Origin of the sequence: Paenibacillus nasutitermitis (genome assembly GCF_014641075.1) — a bacterium.
Lineage (GTDB): Bacteria > Bacillota > Bacilli > Paenibacillales > Paenibacillaceae > Paenibacillus_Z > Paenibacillus_Z nasutitermitis.
In genome coordinates this window covers 2135553-2155635 of sequence record NZ_BMHP01000001.1, presented here as the reverse complement: position 1 = coordinate 2155635, position 20083 = coordinate 2135553, and the positions used below count along the sequence as shown (strand labels likewise).

15 protein-coding genes are annotated in these 20083 nt (G+C 47.2%); 4 read left to right on the top strand and 11 right to left on the bottom strand.

Features of this window, described 5'->3' with window-relative positions; all coding sequences use genetic code 11:
• Positions 1 to 116: 116 nt before the first annotated feature.
• From IEY46_RS09135 to IEY46_RS09120, 4 genes are all read right to left on the bottom strand, one after another.
• Positions 117 to 1100 (bottom strand): copper amine oxidase N-terminal domain-containing protein, encoded by a 984-nt coding sequence (locus tag IEY46_RS09135; protein WP_229750166.1) that lies wholly within the window; start codon positions 1098 to 1100, stop codon positions 117 to 119.
• A 480-nt stretch (positions 1101 to 1580) separates the two neighbouring features.
• Positions 1581 to 2450 carry an alpha/beta fold hydrolase gene (locus IEY46_RS09130; RefSeq protein ID WP_188991176.1) on the bottom strand — a complete coding sequence of 290 codons (870 nt, stop codon included), beginning with the start codon at positions 2448 to 2450 and terminating at the stop codon, positions 1581 to 1583.
• A 178-nt stretch (positions 2451 to 2628) separates the two neighbouring features.
• Positions 2629 to 3804: an MFS transporter gene (locus IEY46_RS09125; protein ID WP_188991174.1), complete on the bottom strand. Its 1176-nt coding sequence runs from the start codon at positions 3802 to 3804 to the stop codon at positions 2629 to 2631.
• Positions 3805 to 3875: 71 nt separating this feature from the next.
• Entirely contained in the window at positions 3876 to 4454 is a 579-nt protein-coding gene (locus IEY46_RS09120) for a TetR/AcrR family transcriptional regulator (protein ID WP_188991172.1), read from the bottom strand.
• 414 nt (positions 4455 to 4868) lie between these two features.
• Between IEY46_RS09120 and IEY46_RS09115 the strand changes: the two genes are divergently transcribed.
• A complete protein-coding gene (locus IEY46_RS09115; RefSeq protein ID WP_188991169.1) occupies positions 4869 to 5075 on the top strand; it encodes a hypothetical protein in 207 nt (68 codons plus the stop codon).
• A gap of 295 nt (positions 5076 to 5370) precedes the next feature.
• On the opposite strand, the gene IEY46_RS09110 is transcribed toward IEY46_RS09115, so the two are convergent.
• A complete protein-coding gene (locus tag IEY46_RS09110; protein ID WP_188991167.1) occupies positions 5371 to 5619 on the bottom strand; it encodes a hypothetical protein in 249 nt (82 codons plus the stop codon).
• 211 nt (positions 5620 to 5830) lie between these two features.
• Between IEY46_RS09110 and IEY46_RS09105 the strand changes: the two genes are divergently transcribed.
• On the top strand, positions 5831 to 6907 hold the full coding sequence (locus IEY46_RS09105; RefSeq protein ID WP_188991165.1) for an AraC family transcriptional regulator: 1077 nt from the start codon (positions 5831 to 5833) through the stop codon (positions 6905 to 6907).
• Positions 6908 to 7030: 123 nt separating this feature from the next.
• Here IEY46_RS09105 and IEY46_RS09100 read toward each other — a convergent pair whose 3' ends face one another.
• Complete coding sequence (locus tag IEY46_RS09100) at positions 7031 to 9307, bottom strand: ATP-binding cassette domain-containing protein (RefSeq protein WP_188991163.1); 2277 nt, start codon at positions 9305 to 9307, stop codon at positions 7031 to 7033.
• A 75-nt stretch (positions 9308 to 9382) separates the two neighbouring features.
• Positions 9383 to 9940, bottom strand: a complete 558-nt coding sequence (locus IEY46_RS09095) for a dihydrofolate reductase family protein (protein WP_188991161.1) — start codon at positions 9938 to 9940, stop codon at positions 9383 to 9385.
• 190 nt (positions 9941 to 10130) lie between these two features.
• On the opposite strand from IEY46_RS09095, the gene IEY46_RS09090 reads away from it, so the two are divergent.
• Positions 10131 to 11036, top strand: coding sequence for a helix-turn-helix transcriptional regulator (locus tag IEY46_RS09090; protein WP_188991159.1), 906 nt, complete (start codon positions 10131 to 10133; stop codon positions 11034 to 11036).
• A gap of 546 nt (positions 11037 to 11582) precedes the next feature.
• Here the strand turns inward: IEY46_RS09090 and IEY46_RS09085 are convergent.
• Positions 11583 to 14780 carry a heparinase II/III domain-containing protein gene (locus IEY46_RS09085; RefSeq protein ID WP_188991158.1) on the bottom strand — a complete coding sequence of 1066 codons (3198 nt, stop codon included), beginning with the start codon at positions 14778 to 14780 and terminating at the stop codon, positions 11583 to 11585.
• A gap of 279 nt (positions 14781 to 15059) precedes the next feature.
• Here IEY46_RS09085 and IEY46_RS09080 point away from each other — a divergent pair, with 279 nt between their 5' ends.
• Positions 15060 to 16439, top strand: a complete 1380-nt coding sequence (locus IEY46_RS09080; protein WP_188991156.1) for an extracellular solute-binding protein — start codon at positions 15060 to 15062, stop codon at positions 16437 to 16439.
• Positions 16440 to 16494: 55 nt separating this feature from the next.
• Here IEY46_RS09080 and IEY46_RS09075 read toward each other — a convergent pair whose 3' ends face one another.
• Genes IEY46_RS09075 through IEY46_RS09065 form a run of 3 tightly spaced genes read right to left on the bottom strand, consistent with a single transcriptional unit; the run spans position 16495 to position 20005 of the window.
• Positions 16495 to 17379 (bottom strand): carbohydrate ABC transporter permease, encoded by an 885-nt coding sequence (locus tag IEY46_RS09075; protein ID WP_188991154.1) that lies wholly within the window; start codon positions 17377 to 17379, stop codon positions 16495 to 16497.
• A gap of 12 nt (positions 17380 to 17391) precedes the next feature.
• Complete coding sequence (locus tag IEY46_RS09070; protein ID WP_188991152.1) at positions 17392 to 18348, bottom strand: ABC transporter permease; 957 nt, start codon at positions 18346 to 18348, stop codon at positions 17392 to 17394.
• Between the two features lie 31 nt (positions 18349 to 18379).
• Complete coding sequence (locus IEY46_RS09065; RefSeq protein WP_188991150.1) at positions 18380 to 20005, bottom strand: type 2 periplasmic-binding domain-containing protein; 1626 nt, start codon at positions 20003 to 20005, stop codon at positions 18380 to 18382.
• Positions 20006 to 20083: the final 78 nt, after the last annotated feature.

Below are 20083 nucleotides of genomic sequence, written 5' to 3'. Positions count from 1 at the left end.
CTATTTTTAGTTTAACAAATTATTAGCTGGTTCGTATCATGAGGTTAGATGCTTTATGTCCATTTCACCGTCATGGCTGCTTTCCGTACTTTCAATCTAACGTTCCCCCCATTACGTCAAAGCTTCGGTATTTCGACAGCCTCCTTGCGGATTTCCCCCGGCAGCGAATACGCAATCGTGCCGGACACATGCGTTACATCTGCGGCATCTTTATTTTTGTACGCCCTGACTTCTACCTTCCCATCCATTCCGACTTGGCCGCTTGATTCCCAGCTCGTGGGACCCGAGAAGCCGGTTTCGTAGTAGAGGAAGGGGCCGCCGATATCGGGCATCGGACCTGTAGCATCTTTGAATCGTCCGTTCAGCAACTGTACGAACGGATCCGCTGCGTACGGATCGAGATGAGCCTGCCAAGTCGCCACGGGAAAGTCATCCTTGTATTCGAACAACGTAGCTGTTTCATCACCATAAATGTAAAAGAATCGAAACGCCTCACCTTTGGGAAAGAGAAATTCTTTGTCATAGTTTAACGTCGGGTGTAAAGTCTCCAAGGCTGGATACTCGTAATGACCGCCGCCTCCAGATGTTTTCGCATGAATAACGATTTTTCGTGCTGTCGTCAGGTCACCGGTATAGAGATTGGCACGCTCCCTATCACTCATCGGCGATTTGATGGACACTGTCCGATCGGCCCAATCGACCCGGTAACCGAAATGTTCTGAAGCGAATCGAACTGAAATATAGATCCGATTATGGATCGCTTTGACGGGCACATCTAGTTTGACCGTTTCTTTGGAAGTTCCGTTGGCATGCTTTTCTTCAATGATAGCGACTTGTTGTCCTAACGTCAGTGACATATGCTGCATCCACTTATCGATGGTAACTGTTTGAGACTGCTGACTCCAATCGACTTTGGCGCCTAATGCCTCAGAAACAACCCGAAGTGGGATGAGCACCCTTCCCTTGTCGATAATGGGCGGGCTGTCCGTCTGCACCAATTTCCCAAGGTAAGTAATTCCTATATTACCCGCGGCTGCAGCCGTCGATCCGAACATAATTGCGCCAACCAGGGTCAACATGCATGTTAGTTTTTTCATCATCGTGACCTCCTTTAATCGTTCGTTCCGACCAATGCCGAAAAGGAATATACGTTGATTTCAGGGTTTCATTCTCGAACCCCAAAATATTCCTATATTTTAGACGACTTAAAGGTCAATTTGTTGCGCATTTCCAGGCTTTCAAGCTGGCTGCAATGAACCGAATTCTACATACGATTGAACACATTTGAAACCAAACTAACTCCCAAACCAAAAGTCACACTAAGTGAATAGCAAAGGAAGGAATTTATCTCAAAAAGTCAGAGCTGCAGCCGGCGGTAGTCTTGAGGTCGGGTGGCTTTCACTCGCCCACAATTTGCTCAAGAAAGCAGCAATTGACCAAAAGCCAGCAATGGCGGTACAAGGATAACTCCCTAGTACCGCCATTGCTTTATTTTTGCCCATTATTGATAAAGTGGGCTGTCTCTTCAAATGAGCAGACCTACTTTTGGGACAGCCCCCTAGTGAAACTATAGCGTCCCATTAGTTCAACGATATCGAGTTTATAAACTCTCGCAGTTCATGATTAAAGCGTTCCGGCTGATCCCAGAATACGGCATGCCCCGCCTCTTCATACAGCGATAATCTGGAGCTGGGGGTGATTTCAGCGATTCGCTGCCCGACTCCAAGATTAACTGTTCGATCGTGCATTCCTTGTGCTACAAGGACTGGCTTGGTAAGGGATGCTAACAGATCGTCATTCGTCACTTGCCTGGTGAAGATTCCTTGATGAACATAAGCCGGAACGATTACATTACATCCGAGAAAGAAATAATGCTCCTCTTGTGACAGCTCTTTGTGATGAACACATTGCTTTAACCACTGATCTAGTGCATGTACCCTTATCATCGGTTCATTTGAAAAAAAACTTGTTGAAAACTGCAGCGTGGCACTACCCAAATCAACCATAGAAGCTTCCCTGCCAAGTCGGGTTATAGCCCCGACAAAATAAATGCCCCCAATATCTTTCTCTCCATAAACCCGGATATAATCGAGAATTGGAATTCCCGCGAACGACCAACCGACTAATATCGGCTGCATTAAATTCAACTCCTGGATGATGGCGTGAATATCATCCGCCCACAGCTGCGCTTCACCATATCCGTCTTTTGGTTTCTCCGAAAGACCATGACCCCGCAAATCCATTGTGACCAACCGAAAATCCGAAGCGAGCTCAGAATAAAGCTGCTTATTCCAACATAAGTGACTCTGCGATCCTCCATGAATAAATAGGAGAGGTTGGCCATGAGCATTGCCGGACTCCTCGACATGCAGCTTTACGCCTCCACCTCCAGTCACCAGATGTGCTGTGGGTTTCTGCCACTCAAATTGTAACTGTTTATTGTTCACCATTTACTATCCCTCCTCATAGATAGAATTGTATACTTGTTCTTATATGGCGTATAATTTATAAATTTTATACTTATCATGATTTTTAGTAATCAATTAAGGAGTGGGTTGATAGTAGTTGAAATAGAAATATTAGGATGATAGGCATGTGAGGGACCGCTGTAGCTTACAGGGAACCGGTTTATGAGGTTGCATTCGGTTCTTTTAGTGGTTTACTTTTTAATGTAAATGAGTAAAATACGACAAACATACCGATCACAACACTAATTGCTCCAATCCAGCCCAGATTCATGACTGATGTTTGATTTACCACCCATCCCCCTGCACCGGCTCCAACAGCAATTCCAAGTTGAAGCACGGAATTGTTCAAGCCGAGCACCAAACCGGAGGAGTTCGGAGAAAGCGACACAAGATAGTACTGCTGTGCAGGCGTTGTCATATAGGCAGATCCTATCCAAACGGAAAGGATTATTATATACCCTAAAAATGTTGTTCCCACCCAAGAAAGTACCGCTAGCGACACAGCGTGGAGCAGCAGACTGACAAGCAGAGTCCGGTAAATCCCCCATCGGTCAGTGCCGTATCCTCCGATACGCGAACCTATTACTGCAAATATACCGCATATGAATAGAGCTGTGCTGATCTGTGTCGTATTGAGGCTTGCAGCCTCCTGTAGAAAGGGGGAGATATAGGTAAATATTAATTGATACCCTATGACCCAATAAAACGTAATGAACAATCCGCTAATTATGCGGCGATCCCGTAATACCGCAACCTGAGTTTTTAACGAAACCGATTCCTGACTTTCCATTTTGGGAACAGAAGCAGAAATCCCGATGATTGAAAACAGGGCTAAAATATTGATAAACATAAAGACTAAACGCCATCCCCAATATTCTCCTATTAAAGTCCCAAGTGGAACGCCGACGACCAAGGCCGTGCTTGCACCCATGATAATGATGCCGATAGCACTGCCACGCTTCTCCGGCGCTGCCATACTTGCGCCTACAGTCAAAGCGACTACTGTAAACACACCAGCACTCGCCGCCTGAACAATTCTAGAAGCCATGAGAATGGTGAAATTTGGGCTGAAGAAGGCAAGAAAATTCCCGAATATGAAAACAAAAAAGGTAAGCAGAAGAAGTTTTTTCCTTTCCATCCTTGAAGTTAGTGATAGCAGAATGGGTGATCCAGCCGCAATGACAATGGCATAGACGGTCACCAATTGCCCGGCCATACCTACGGACACATTCGTATCCTGTGCAATCATTCCTAGAATACCCGCTACAACAATTTCGGCAGATGCCATGACAAATACGCAAAAGGCAAGTAAATAAAGGACCAAGTACTTGTTCATTTTCAATCTCCCTTTATCTATCATATTATTGAACGATCATTAAAAAACAAAGAAAAAAAGGGGACCTTCTTTCAATCGAATATCGAAAGAGTGACCCCAGCGATATCCTCCAGAACAGTCATATCCGTTACTGTCTTGGCGGTAACCATCAATCCCCCTTGCGCATTGTTCAAATATCGCGCAAGAGCCATAAGATCCTGATAGCGCTCATTGATATCCCCCTGTTCTTTGGCTCGGGTCAACGCAAGGTAATAAGCGCGTTCAAGACGGATTCTTTCTTTTTCTATAAAATCGGCAATCTCAGAGTCGTGCGGCGCGAGTTCCACGCAAGTATTGTTTATGAAGCATCCCCTCGTTCGATCCGATTGGGCAAGATCTGCAAGCAATTCACGGAACACTTTAGTGATGGCTTCTTTTCCCGAAGACGTATGTTCGAGCGTATGAACCACCGTACTTTGATTGACATAATGCTTGAGCGCCGCGAAGAACAGATCGCGTTTGCCCCCGTAAGTGTTGTAAAGACTTTGCGCCTTGATTCCCACATGATTCACCAATTCTTGCATGGACGCACCTTCATAACCAAACTTCCAGAAATAATTCATAGCTTTGGAAAGAACCTCTGTCGTATCGAACTCTCTGGGTCTGGCCATTATTTTAACCTCCTCGTACATACAACTTTATGTCAATGTGACAGCAATTCCCGGGTGACGTCATAGAGCCGCTTCGTGGCGTCCTTGTTGAAGGACTTGTGCTCGGGTGGAACATAAACGTATCGGGTCGGCCCGCCCCGTACTTGTCAGCGAAGGCGACACCGAGTAGGTCGTTCAACTTGCCACCTTGTGTGCCAATGATGACGATGTTATCCCTTCGGATTAGATATGTAAGCGCGAGCGCCTTATCGGTTCCACCGGAAATCACAATATTCTTCACTTAGCACCTCCTTCACCAAGTAGCTTACCAGTTTTTTAATGGACATTCAATAATAAATTTAATAAAGATTAGTATTAATCGGTGGAGTGCTTAATGGCAGTTTGGATTACGATCATGAGGAGGAAGAACGCGCCTTGACGCAAGTGCGGGCGTTCACGGCCGATCGTGCCGCGCTTGGGGCTTTGCTGGAGCATTTGAACGTGATTTGGACTGACATTGAGGGGGATTCCGAGGGGGATTTGGCGGAGCTGTGGCGGGAATCGTCGAGCTGGGACGAATGGCGGGCACATGTGCAGCAGCTGATTGCCAAGTTGGAAGCACGGCTTGCCAAAGAACGGTAGAAGGATGATTCAACGAGAACAAAAGCGCCACAATCCGAATGATAGGGTTGCGGCGCTTTTGTTTAGCGGATTTTCCGCTATTTTCTGCTGTTGCTGTCCACGAACTGGAATGATCAGACCCCGGACTGGTTGGTGGCGAGGTTATGCATTTGTGCCAAATGATCTCGCTTCATGTACCATCCCTTACTTTCCCCAGCTCGCCATTTGAGGGAAGTATTGTGGCAAACTCTTACTATGGGGTATATTTGTGTCAAGAATAAATGACACAAATATACGCCTAATTCGTTGTTAAACTCTATTTTCCATGGACCCATTTAAGTTCATTACACAGTTCGTTATAATCCTCCATACAATCAATGAAGCAAAAATTACTTGCGGGACTGTTTCTGGGTGAATATTCATAGAGTAGGATCTGACCATTTTTTAACTGCCAAGCGGTATGAATTCGAAGCAATTGTTCGCCTTCTATGAACATTTCTTCAACAACGCTTCTGATGGCCTGGTTTGAAAACAATGATCCATCTTCAATATAGCCAAGCTTCATAATGATTACCTCCGATTACAATACATGAACAAAACGTAACTATAGCATCTTAGTTCCAAGTACCGTCGAGCATCAATCATGGCACTAATCGCAGGAGCAAATTGAAACTAACCTTTTCTGATATAGTAACGCATGATCCTTCCTTATCCAATGTCCATATTCGCCTATTTTACTAACCAAAACTGATAAAATATCTATAGGAGGCGATTTCATGGATTATGAAGAATTGGACCGTATGTTATTTGAATTGACAGAATTGGAGATTAAATTAAAAGATAACGATCTGACAGATGAAATCATTAAAAATCGGATTCTCTCCCCTGCCTTATCAGAGGAAAGATTCTCTGTCCAAAACAATTCTCGTGAAGCATCTACTCCGTCTAAGGCAATTACTCACCCACCCATATACCATTACACGTTGGAGGGGGATACGCTTCAATTGAATGTCACTGGAGAAATCTTCACCATCTCCAGACATACCAGGTTTGTAAAAATGCTAAAGCACACTCATAACCTATTTGAGATGAATTACATTTATAGCGGTACTTTTTATCAAGAAATTCAGGGTGAACGGTTTGAATTAAAAGAGGGAGACTTGATTATTCTCAATAAGAATGTGGAGCATTCCATTGATAAAAGTGGTGAGAATGATATCCTCATCAACTTTTTAGCGAAGAATGAGTTTTTTGACAGTTCATTCATTTACAAAATTCTTGGGGATAATATACTCGGTAAAACAATTGCTTCGATTATCGCAGATGCTTCGAGAGAAAAGAATTTTCTGTTATTCCACACGTCAAATAATTGGCAAATCAAACAAACGATTCAAAACATTTTATGCGAGTCATTTGGAAGTGGATATGTGAACCGGGAGATTATTAAATCTTATCTGACCATCCTATTTAGCAAACTATTAGAAAGTGATCGTTACAAAATGTTCTTGGACAAAGGAGTTAGAAAATCGAATATCTCTGTAATCGAAATAATAGCTTTCATTAATAAACACTATCAAAACACGACATTAGAACAAACGGCCGAGCACTTTCGGTATTCAGCAGCGCATTTAGGCAGGATCATCAAAAATGTGACCGGAAAAACCTTTTCTACTTTAGTACACGAGCAGAAATTTACACATGCTGCGCTGCTGCTGAAGCTAACCAATCAAACCATTGAGGAGATTTCCAAAGAAATCGGTTATAATAATTTATCATTTTTCTATAGGAAGTTTATTTCCCTGTATGGAGTTACGCCAAAGGAATACCGCAGATTATTGCATGATGAAAAATAAATCCTGAATATTCATGGTTTCGTTATTGCGGAAAACATATCATTTTTATGTCCATTATCGGAGAAATGTGCAACTTCTTGTCTTAGCAAAGGACAAGAAGTTAGCCCGTTGCAAAGCACTCTGTCAGGAAGTCGCTCCCTGGCCGTTTACTGCCTTGCCCAAATACGCCCCTGTTATCGAATGCTCGGCAGCAGCAAGCTGGACAGGAGTGCCTTCGAATACAATTCGGCCACCGCGGTGGCCGCCCTCGGGACCCATGTCAATAATCCAATCCGCGCTCTTAATCACATCGAGGTTGTGCTCAATGACCACCACCGTGTTGCCCCCGTCGACCAAGCGGTTCATAATGCCCATCAGACGAGAGATATCGGACATATGCAGTCCGGTTGTCGGCTCGTCCAACACATAGAGACTGCCTTCCTTGTGAAGTTCCGCGGCCAGTTTGATGCGTTGGCATTCCCCGCCCGACAAGGTGCTCAGAGGCTGGCCAAGCGTTACGTACCCGAGTCCTACATCCTCAAGCGTCCGCATTTGGTGGAGAAGTTCCTTCCCGCTGAAGAACGCCGAAGCTTCCCGTACCGTCATAGCGAGGACGTCGCTGATGGATTTTCCGTTCAGTGTATACTGCAGCACTTCATCGCTGAACCGCTTGCCCGCGCAAATTTCACATATCGTCCTTATTGGCTCGAGAAAGGCCAGATCCGTGTATATCATCCCGAGACCCTGGCAGTTGGAACAGGCTCCCTTGGAGTTGAAGCTGAACAACGATGCACTCACCTTGTTGGCGGCTGCGAACAGCCGTCGGATCTCGTCCATCATCCCCGTATAAGTGGCCGTATTGGAGCGGATGGATGTGCCCACGGCCGACTGGTCGATGACAATCGACTCGGGGTGCGATGGTAGGAATGCTCCGTTAATCAACGTACTTTTGCCTGAGCCGGCTACACCCGTTACCACGGTCAGCACACCGACGGGTATTTCGACTGTCACATCCTTCAGATTGTGCAGGCTGGCGCCGGCTACAGTCATCCGACCCTTGGGCACCCTGGTTGAAGTTTTTAAGGGCAGACTTTGCTTCAAGTACCGTCCTGTCAAGGTATCCGCTTGGAGCAAGCCCGCAAAGTCGCCTTCGTAGACGATTTCTCCGCCGCGGGTTCCCGCATGAGGTCCGACATCGATGATGTAATCGGCGATCTCCATGACTTCGCGGTCATGTTCGACGACGAGTACGGTATTCCCTTTGTCCCGGAGCTGGCGCAGCATATCGTTCAGACGATGGACATCCCGCGGATGCAGCCCGACCGTCGGCTCGTCGAAAATGTAGATCATGTCGGTAAGACTGCTGCTCAGATGACGGACCATCTTGATGCGCTGCGATTCCCCGCCCGACAAAGTTGCGGTCTGTCGGTCCAGACTCAGATACTCCAACCCAATGGAGACCAAATGGTTCAGCCGGGTCAGAATCCCGTCAATCATCGGGCCGGCAACGGGTTCCCGAACGGATTCGATCATACGTATTAGCTCTCCAATCTCCATGGCTGTGCATTGGGCTATGTTGTAACCGTTAATCCGGCAGTTTAAGACCACTTGATTAAGCCGGCTTCCCCCGCAAAGGTTACACTCCCTATTGGATAGAAAGCGGTATAGGGTTTCGCGTTTGGCATCAGACATCTCGCTGCTGTCCCGTTTTAAATACAAGCGGGTGAGCTTGGGCAGCAGACCTTCATAATTCGATTCAATATCGCCGCCTTTGGTGCGGTATACGATTTTGCTTTCTTTGCCGTTAAGGAGGGTATCCCATTCTGCCGGCGTATAGTCGGCAAGCCGCTTGTCGTTGTCGAACAAGCCGGAATGGATATACGTATTCAAATACCAACTTCCTATTTTGAATACGGGGAACAGGATTGCGCCTTCATTCAGCGATTTGGAACGGTCAAGCAGCTTGCCCACATCAAACTGCACCACCTGTCCGACTCCGGAGCATTCCGGGCACATGCCGGCTGGGTCGTTAAATGAGAAAACATGCGAATTGCCGGCAAAAGGTTTACCGATTCTGGAGAACAGCAGCCGGAACATCGCATAAATATCCGTGATCGTGCCGACCGTCGAACGGGAGTTGCCTCCGAGCCTTTTCTGATCGATCACTACCGCGGTAGACAAGTTCTCAATGAGATCGGTATCCGGCTGACTAAAACGGGGCAGCCGATTGCGGATGAATGCGGAAAACGTTTCGTTAAGCTGCCGCTGAGCTTCGGCGCTGATAGTGTCGAAGACCAGAGAAGATTTGCCGGAGCCCGAGACGCCGGTGAAGATCGTGATTTTTCGCTTCGGGATGCGGACATTCACGTTTTTCAGGTTATTCTCGCGTGCTCCTTCAATTACGATATCATTGACGTTCATAGACTCCACCTCCGATTTCTATATTGTCATGATTAGACGAATGTTCTCCATGCAGATAAAGTTTGTTAGGCAATATTATTCGTTCCCATCCAAATGATAAATAAGTTGTACAACGCCTGAGGAGAACGCTCTTGTATGAACCAGTTTCAAATTCACCCTCTGTTTTATATCCACAAACAGGGGTTTCCCTTCTCCCAAAACAACAGGGTGAACAGATAATCTGAATTCATCGACAAGCCCTGAATTGATAAAAGTTGTAATAAGACTTGCTCCGCCATATAGCCAGATGTCTTTGCCAGGCTTATTCTTTAATTTAGTTACTTCTTCAAGAATACGATCATTTATGAATATCGCTTTATCATCAGTCCCCTTCTGCGTCCTGGAAAACACATATTTCTTTTTACTATGAACCAGTTCCCAAAATTCTTTGTCAGCATCCGTATGTTCCATTTCCGGAGTAAATTGTCCCCATAAATCATAGCTTTTTCTTCCATAGAGAATGGTATCAATTTGATTTAAAAAATCATTGAACCCCAGCTCAGCGTCCATAATGCACCAATCAACTTCACCATTTTTCCCTTCAATAAAACCATCTAAAGTAACCGCTAAATCTAAAATTATTCTTCGCGTCATAATTTGTTACTCCTTTCGTTGATCTACCACCCATAATAGACCTCAAATACGTCACCATATGTCCTATTAATGTAAGTGAGGATATCTTTTTAACAATGCTGTCCGGAGTTTTCCATTGCTTGATCGCTCCCTTCTATCCTATATGTTACAATAGAAATACGACAAAACTTGACGTAATTTGGAGGTTGCCATGAACGAGCGGAGATTAACCATGATGCGGATCATCGACTCCCGAAAGAAGTTTACGGCCCGCGAACTGGCTGAACGCTTTAACGTTTCGGTTCGGACCATCCAGCGCGACCTGGACTACCTGCAGCAAATCGGTTTTCCACTGTACAGCGAACAAGGGGCCCATGGCGGGTACCGCGCGCTGGAGAACCGCATTCTGCCGCCGTTGCAGTTGACCCGGAGCGAGGCGCTCGGCTTGTTTCTGATGCTTGAAATACTGGAGAAGGTGCCTGATTTCCCATTTGACGCGATTCGTTCCCACCTGGCCGTACAGTATTACGGAAGCTTGCCTTCCGATGTGCAGACGAACATCGATCAGATGCGCAGCCACATTTCCATCCGGATGATTCAACTATATGAACCTGCACCTTGGACGACGGAAATTTTGGAGGCGGCGATTACCAAGCAGCAAATCCGGATCGCCTATAGGTCCGCCAATGGGGAAAAGGAGCACAACTTATACCCCTTCGGCATATATTTCGAAAACGGCTATTGGTATATGCCTGCTCGGAACGAGGACAAGGTACTCCTCTTTCGGGTGGATCGGATTCAAAACGTGGAGAGGACTGGCCCGGTTGATCTCGAAGTTCCGTCCCTCGCCGAGTGGGGGCAGACTCCCGATAATCGTGAGACAGCCGAAGTGTTACTTCGGTTTTCCTCTTTTGGTGCGCGCCTCGCCAAAGACGACCCCATTTTTCATACGGTTACGGACGATCATTGGAGCGGTCAGGTTCCGCTAGAAGAATTTCCGTTTACGGCCCGTAAACTGATCCGCTTCGGCCCCGATGTACAGGTCCTATCCCCACCCCGTCTGAGAGATGCGGTGCTCCAGCTTCTGCGAGACAGCATAGATCAGTATAAGGAATAGGTAAAAACACGCTCAGCATGGGAGTGTTTACAGTCTGTTTCCTGTGGCATGCTCTCCATGCTTGCCTTCGCATTGCACACTTTATCGGGAATGCTACAAAGTAACCCTGCATCGAACCAGTTATATGCTGCGTTCCATTAGGATGATCATTGCATTTGCAGGTCACGGAATAATATCCAAGCTTATGCGCGGCCTCCGGAAGGGATACCTCAAGTCCAGGGTGAAACAGGTGGCTTATTGATGTACTATGGAGGAAATTTGATCGATCTGGTTATAATCTTCAATTTCTGCCTTCAATGATACCGGACTAACCAAACCGTATCCGTTGCTTCTGTCTTGTAAATCAAAAAGCACAAAAGCAGCTAAGGCATTAAGCCATAGCTGCTTTTACTGTGTCATTCCGTATCACCCTGCTCAACATTGTTGCAAGCTCAGATCTCGTTATAATGCCAAATCGATCTGCTGGCAGCCTTAACGGATGCGGTCAATGCTTATCGACTATGAGCCAGGAGCCCCGTTTTTGTCGAAGTAGAACGGTCAGTCCAGTTAGCGTATTTCGTACGTTAACGGAATTGTAAACGAGGCACCTTTCGCAATATCGTAGACGAACCCTTTGCTCCGGTCCGTCTTATCCTGCATGCCGCGAATCAGGGTTATGTCGCCGATGCCGATCACATAGCGGTGACCTCCACCCGTTTTCACGATGCTCTTGATTTCGTACGAGGCGTTGCGCACTCCGTCCGTTTCCAAATGAATGAATGTCCCGACCAGTTGTTCGGGTTTCACGCCATGATTCAGCTTCATATCTACAACAATCTCGTTCTGCGATGACAGCTCCTTCGTGAAGCTCTCGACTGTACCTTGAATGGCTGGCAGCTTAGCTTGCATCGGTCCCTTATCCGGCTTCAGTCGGGATACATCATGCATATACGTATACACCGGCTTATCGTCCCGATAAGATATCATCCCAAAACTTCCTTGGAACTTGAACTTGTCATCAACATCGTATAACGCTTCTTCATTCAAAGCGCTGACGATGTAGTCGATCCGACCGTCAAGCAGTGTCACCTTGACCGCTTTCGCTTCTAATGGGGTAGCCGCTTTGCCGTTCGTCTTTACGGACACTTCTTGAATGTCCGCAATAAATCGTTCGTTCTCGTACGGCTCTATCACGGATGTAAAGTTGCTTTCCAAATTGGATCCGCTCCGATGCGCCAGCATATAGCGCAGTGTCTTCGGATTGCCGGGCTTGTTCTGCGGAGGCACCCCGTCAGCAAGTGCCACATCGTTGGTTTCTCCAAGCATCGTTAGTCGCATATGAATGTCCCGATCGACCGGATGTACGTTCCACGTATCTTTTAGGCTCCAATCAACACTGAAGGCTGCGGTCGGATCGGGATCGCGCTCCACCCTTCCCAAATAATTGAAGCCGCTGAGAAGCCCGTTCTTGTTATAGTCAGGATCTTTAAGCGGAACGTCTGCCCCCGCATAAGAGCCTCCGCTTTGCGGGACCATCTCCAGACCTTCCACCGTCGCGGTGCCTTCCGCCCCGTGGAAGCTGAACACATGGTCGCTCCCCCCTTTGATCCGGAAAAAGTCGATGGCATACGAATTCGTTTCATCCGCTTTGATCAGAGCAGTCGTCCGACGGTACAGCTCCGTCTTTGGATACACATTCGGGGCTTCAATATCCAGAAGCTTGACGGTTTCTGTTTCATCAATATGGCGGGGAATCGCCGCCACTTGTTGCTTCTGCGATTGCCGGTCCACAACTACTGTATTATGACTCGACGTTGCGCTGGTCCAGTTCAATCGTTCCGGATCGGTACCCGTCACTTCCGGATAGCCCAAATCGGGCGACAGGTCGATTCCGAACGCATGCAGACCAATGTTCAGCGTATCGAGATGACCGTGGCCGGTATTGCGGCCATAATACGACCACAAGCCGCGCTGGTTGTCCTGATCGCCGTCCCGGAGCGCTGAAAACCCGAATCCGGTCTCGTGCGTGCTGCCCAACCGGAACGCCCCTTTTGTCCGGATCACTTCCTCTATATCTCTGACGATTTTTTCGGGATCGGCCGAGAAAATGCTGCCGTGCATGCCCGTCGTCTTATTTCCGTTCCGCTTGTAGGCGAGCTGGGCCAGGATGGGATCCTCCGTTTTTTCGAAGCCGATCAAATCGTTCGCCAAGCTGCCGATCAGTCCAGGACTGCCTGTTTTTCCTGTATCGCCGATCGTCGGCGTATAGTTGTCCAGCATGATGATCGGATAATACGCCTGGAACATTTTCAAATACTTCGGATTATTGTACAAATCATACTCCGGGTAACGCTCGTAACCGTCGACTGCATCGGCGACGATCTGGAAATTGTCGAGCCAGCCCATGTTATAGCCTGGCGATGCTTCATTGCCCCAGCCGTCCCGGTCAATGTCGTTATAGAACACAGGGTCAAAATTTCCACCTGTCAAAATATATTTTCGTCCGAAGGGCGCATTGGGGTCGGGCTGCTTGATCAGCTCTCCGGGCTTGAACACGAAATCGAGCCATTCCTTGCTCGTTCCTTCTTCGTCAAGCACCACGGCGGCGAGCGCCAATGCGCTTTGATGCTGCCCGATGTTGCCCCGGATCTGAGAGTTTTGCACACCTGGGTAAATATAGCGCAAAATGTTGTCCTCGATGTTATTGCGTATATCGTCCGGCGTATTTTTTGATTTCCCCAATTTATACTGCTCCGCTTTCGAGCTAAGAAACGAAAGAAGCTCGGGATCTTGATCGATCACCGGGTAAAACGCATCGTAAGCATAGGTGAACGACTTGACTATGCCCGTTTCCCATATGTCATGTACAATTTTGCCTTGTGCGGTATGAACGCTGGGGTCTCCGTTGTCAAAGCCCAAATCCCAATGATGGACCGAAATGTCCATATCCGGGTATAAATCGGCGATCCGATCGAGCAGGATCAGCCCTTTATGGGCATATTTGGGATCTCCCGTATACAAATATGCTTCGCGCAAGGCGTCCAATCCGCGCGTAATATATCCGTGGTTGGCGTTGCCGCCACCGGTCACCCAATGAGCCCAATGGTTGTAATATGCAATGAACGTCCAGACGTCGCCATCCGCGTCCTTCCATCCCCAGCCGTCATCAACGCCCCAATTTTCGCCCCGTTCGGGGTATAACTCATTTTTCAAAAATTGCGAGCCATTTATTTTGGCCAGCTCCGGATCGAATTCACCCTGCTCGTTGAGACCGCTCTCATAATACGACTTGAAATCGTTGGTTGGGTATAGTTCGCCTGTTACGGGACTTTTCAGCTTCCACGGATGATTAATCGGATCAATGATCCATGGGTAGTTGCCGTACTTGTTGATCTCGGCCCCATCCGGACCCGGACTGCCCTTCACCCGCTGCTTGTACCGCGTCAGCACGCCCAAACTGCGGGGCAGCGCCTGCGAAGTCGGAAAATGCCATAAAAATTCGTCATCCAAGTCTAAGAAAAATTGCGCTTTCTTGACGGCGTTGTCGCGAATCGATTTCGCCCAGTCATATTTTTCGATGTTACTGCGCGCATTCGTCACCTTTTCCGCCGTATAATAAGTCGACTTCGTTTTCCCTAAGCTCATACTCCGCACTTGTTCCGAACTTCCTTCCCCGGCCAGCGCCTTCGGCGCCGGCAGTCCAGATGCCGCGAACAACAGCACAGACAGCTGAACAATAACCAATCGGTTTAGTAAAGGCTTCATAATTTCCTCCCCTTCATTTAAATTCGTTTACACAATATGACAAACCTATCTCGTCACTCACCCCCTTTTCATCTTTCAGAATAAAGATACATATCATGTCCATGTTAATTTATCCGTTTAAATCAAAAACTGCTTTCGATTTCCTGCTCCATATTTAAAGATTTAATGGTTGGCTTTCTTACAACAATCTAACATCTGTATTTTACTTGTATTCTTTTTGTTGTTGCTTTACAATGTTGAAGTAATAATCATACCAGCATAAAGATAGGAGTCATTATATTGAGAAGAGAGAATGAATTCCGATATTTAAAATTGGCTAATATTCTACGTGAACAAATCCATTCCGGTTTCATCAAGCCTGGGGAATTTCTATTGTCCGAGCATGAGCTTTGCAAGCATTACGGCATGAGCAGAAGCTCGGTGCGCAAATCGCTGGATCAGCTTTTGCTGGAGAAGCTAATTATCAAGAAGGTCGGACAGGGAACTATCGTTTCCCCTGACTTTGTTGTTGAAGCGTCGCCCAATAAGGTTTTGCGCATTTTCGCTACTTCCCCCTCCCACTTCTATGATATTTGCATGCCGCACGTAATCGATGCGTTTCAGAAGAACAATCCGGGCGTCGAAGTCAAGTGTATGAGTTTCTCGGCCGGTGATTTCTGGGATTCTATCAATACGAGCATTGATCTGGGCTTGAAGCCAGATCTTATCCTCCTGTCCGACCGCCAATTCTACGAAGTAGAAGATTTGGAACAATATTCGGATCTGCAGGACAAGCTTGGCGGCAGCCAGGAAGGCATTTACCCGAGCTTATGGAAATCATTCAGCGATTCCGGGCGGTTGAAGGCGCTGCCCGTTACTTTTTCAACCGTTTATTTGGCCTATAATCCGGAATTGTTTCAGCGCCATGGTGTAACTGAGCCATCTCCATTCTGGACGCAGGATGATTTTCTCGAAGCCGCTGAGCAATTAACGATGGATTTGAATGGCGATGGCATTAATGACGTTTATGGTTTCTCTTTAGCGTCGTCCCTAAGCCGCTGGCCTGTCATCGCACTGCAGAACGGCGTGAATTTCAAGGAAGTAGACAGTACGGAACCAATTCTGAACACTTTGGAGTTCATTCACGACCTGTTATACAAACGCCGTTCTGCTTTTCTCACACCCCGAAATGCACTCAACTCAGAAGCATTCACACGGGAAAAGGCAGCCATGGTCTTGACGACATCGATTGAGCTTGCCGGCTGGAGACACCAGACGATGCCCTTCACCCCCAAGATTGCACCGCTGCCGTTTGGAAAACAAAAGCAGACCATGCTGATCGCCAACGTTCTTATGCTTCCGAAGAACAGTGAAGAGCCTGAACTGGCGCGGGCGTTTCTGGAAACAGCGGTAAATCCGGAGGTGCAGCAGCAGTTGAGCGCGACAACAGGTTTTATTTCCGTCCGCAAAGCGATTAACGAGGCGACATGGAGCCAACTCGGACTGGAATCGCTCCAAATCTATGATAATTCGATCGAAAAGAGTCATTTTCTGCATGAAATCTTTGAAGATGCAAGTCTTGTCGATGAGCTGGAGACTGAAATGACGCTGTTCTGGACCGGTATGGAGTCCGCCGCGGAAGTGACTGACCGGGTGAAGCTTATTTTATCCCGGTCATAATTCCGTGCGTTTCGACTAGCCGGAGATATCAAGCTTACCCGGCCGCCTATTTTCCTTATCCTTTTATCGAACCCAGCAGCATTCCCTTAACGAAGTAACGCTGCAGAAATGGGTATATCACTAAAACCGGGATGGTCGCGACTACGACGGTTGCCATCTTGATTGTCTCAGGAGGAAGCGTCTGCAGCAGCATCGGGTTGGAGATCGCAAGCTCCTGACTTACGTTGGGCGTCTGAATCATATTCCGCAGGACAACTTGTATTGGTTGCAGCGTCTTGTCGTTAATATACATAATCCCCTGGAAGTAGGCATTCCAATGGCCCACCCCGTAGAACAATCCGATCGTTGCCATAATTGGTGCTGACAAAGGCAATACGATTCTAAATAATGTACCGACATCGCCGCAGCCATCCACTTTGGCTGCTTCTTCCACTTCGGCTGGCAAATTCTCAAAATAGGTTTTCATGATCAGCATATTAAAGGTTGAAACCAGACCCGGAATAATGAGCGCCCAAACTGTATTCATCAAGCCTGTAGCCCTTACGACCAGGTACAGCGGAATGAGACCGCCTGAGAACAGCATGGTAAATACGATGGCTATCAGGACGATATTCCGGCCAGGTATAAATTTCTTGGACAACGGATAAGCAAGCAGCGTCGTCACGGCAAGATTGAGAAAGGTGCCGGCTACAGTGACGAATATTGTAATTTTAAGCGCCTGCGGAACCGTCGGACTTGAGAATATCGCCTGGAAAGCGTCCATCGTAACCGAGGTTGGCAGCATAATGAATCCGCCGTGCCGCAGTACTTCAGAATATGGGGTAATCGAGACAACAAATACATAATACAAAGGAAAAAGAGTAAGGAAGCCGAAGATGCCAAGCAGCAAGTAGATCAAGACATCTATAATTCGGTCCGATTTTGATTTATACAGGGACATGCATTCGACCTCCTACCAGATTCCCGATCCACCAAATTTTTTGGCCAGTTTATTGGCTCCGATAATAAGAATGAAGCCGATCACGGATTTGAACAGATTCGTTGCGATCGCAATGCTGAATTCAAGCTCTTCCAGCCCGCGGCGGAACACCCAGGTGTCGATGATGTCTCCAACCTCATACACACGAGCGTTTAGGAAGATATAGATCTGCTCGAAACCTGCATCCATAATGTGGCCGATTCTTAAAATCAACAGCAGAATGAACACGTCCCGTATACCGGGTAGCGTGACATGCCACAGCTGCTTCCATCGCCCTGCGCCGTCTACGACTGCGGCTTCGTACAGCTCCTGGTTGATTGTAGCCAGCGCGGCAAGATAGATGATTGCTCCGAAACCTGTACTTTTCCACATATCGGTAAGCAGGATGATCGGCCGGAAATACTCGTTGCTGGCCAGGTAATTGACTGCGGTCCCGCCCAGCTCCCGGGTATAGTAATTTACAATTCCGGAATCCTGTGCCAGGAAAGCTACAGCCAAACCATATACAATTACCCAGGACAGAAAGTAAGGGCCGTAAGTAACCGTCTGGATGATCTTCTTGAACCACAAGACACGAACCTCATTCAGCATGAGGGCCAGCAGGACGTCCGGCACCATATTAAACAGGATCCTGTAGACGCTGATCAATAACGTATTGCGTAGCAGTTTGTAGAAGTCAGGCGTATGGAAGATGATGTTGAAGTTGTCAAAGCCTACCCACTCACTGCCTAAGATTCCTTTGCCCAGGCTGTAATTCTTGAACGCAATAATTAAGCCGGCCATCGGGACGTAGTGATAGATTGCATAATAGAGCAAGCCTGGAACCATCATGAGATAAAACCAGCGATATCGGAGTAATGCTCCGGAAAATCGCTGACGTAGCGGTTTGGCACCCACAGGGGAGCGCTCAAGAACTGCGTTTTGCTTCATCCATATACTCCCCTTCCCGTGCTCATGTAAACTATTTGATGACGCCAGCTGCTTTGATTTGTTCGGTATAGGTGTCAATCATCTGCTGTCCGCCAAACTTCGTAAGCAGCTCTTCCTGATACTTCGGCCAATTGGACGCATCCGCCTCGTCAAATAGAATACGAACGTGATATTCCCTCATTTTTTTGCGGAAATCAGAAAGATTGAAACCGGCTGGAGGAGAAACATTCGTTCCGATCGAAGGAATCAGCTTATACGTCTGAATCATGTCGTTGATTTGACGGTCGCGGTCCGACAGTCTCTCATCCACTAAATCAAGCCCAAGCGGCGTATATTCCGGGTTATGCGAATAGAAGAAACGGTACACATCCGGGAAATTCCCCTGCTCAACAACATCCTTGTTGTATGCATCCATATTGGAACTCGTCACGGTGATCGTCTTGCCGGAACGTGTATAGTGCTTGCCCTCTTCCCCATAATTGATTAGCAGGAATCCCTCTTCACTTGCCATCCAGTCCAGAATTTGTACAATCCGCTCGATTTTCTCAGGTTCTTTCTCCGCTGTTTGGCGGGAGAACAAGAACGGTGTCTCAGGCAGGTTCTCCGTCCATGTACCTGTTGCGGCAAAGGGATGGAATGGCATCCAATTCGCCTTAGGATTTATGGCTTTCGTTTTGTTCTGGATACTCGTTGGCTCGCTGTCAAAAGCGAATGACTGAGATCCGCCAACTACAATCCCCGCTTTGCCGCCAACGGCTTTATCGATATGCTCGGTGCCTTTAAGGAGGAACCAATCAGGATCAACCGTACCTTCCTTCATCATATCCTTCACGCCCTGCAGAACCTGACCGACAGCCAGATCGCTTTGAACGTCTACAATTTTGTTGTCCCGCACCATGAATGCTCCAATTAGCCCATTCTCGATCCACTGGGGGAAATCAAAAGACAGGGTAGTGCCGTTCCCGGCGGCTGTCAAACCAAACGTATCTTTCTTGCCGTTCCCATCCGGATCATCGAATGTGAATGCATGCATCACCTTCAGCATTTCTTCATAATTGGTCGGCATTTTCAGCCCCAGATTATCCAGCCAATCCTGGCGGATATAATAGGACCGGTATACTTCGCGGGGGAAAATAACCGGAGCACGTTCGAATTTCTTTTCGACCGCATAGCGTTCAAGCTCTGTATTGCTGATCCATTTGAAATAATTCGGCATTTTCTCAGGGGTCACAAACGGGGTCATATCTGCCGTGACTCCGTCCAGAATAAATTTCTGGGAAGCGATTCCTGTCGATGTAAACAGGTCCGGGGTATCTCCGGAAGCTAGCAGAAGGCTGATCTTGCTTTCGAAATCCCCACCTGCCGGCATGTGCTGGATATTAAGTTCAACATTAAACTTTTGCTCGATCGCTTGTCTGATGAAATCCGTATTCCCTTTAGGAAGTACAGCATCTCCCGATGAATTGACAAACCAGTTGAGCTTGAGGCGTTCCGTACCGGAATCTACGACCTCCTTCTTCTCATTTCCTTTTGAACCGGCTTCTGCATTTGCGGGCGCGTTTCCTTCATTGTTCTTGTTCCCGGAAGAACAAGCGCCAAGAATCAGGATTAAGGCCAGCATCATGATAAGATGGATAATTTGTTTCGATGCTTTCATAAATCATAACCTCCCTCATGTTATCAAAACTAACAATCAAATATGTTATATGTATCATACCTGTATTATATTCTTTAA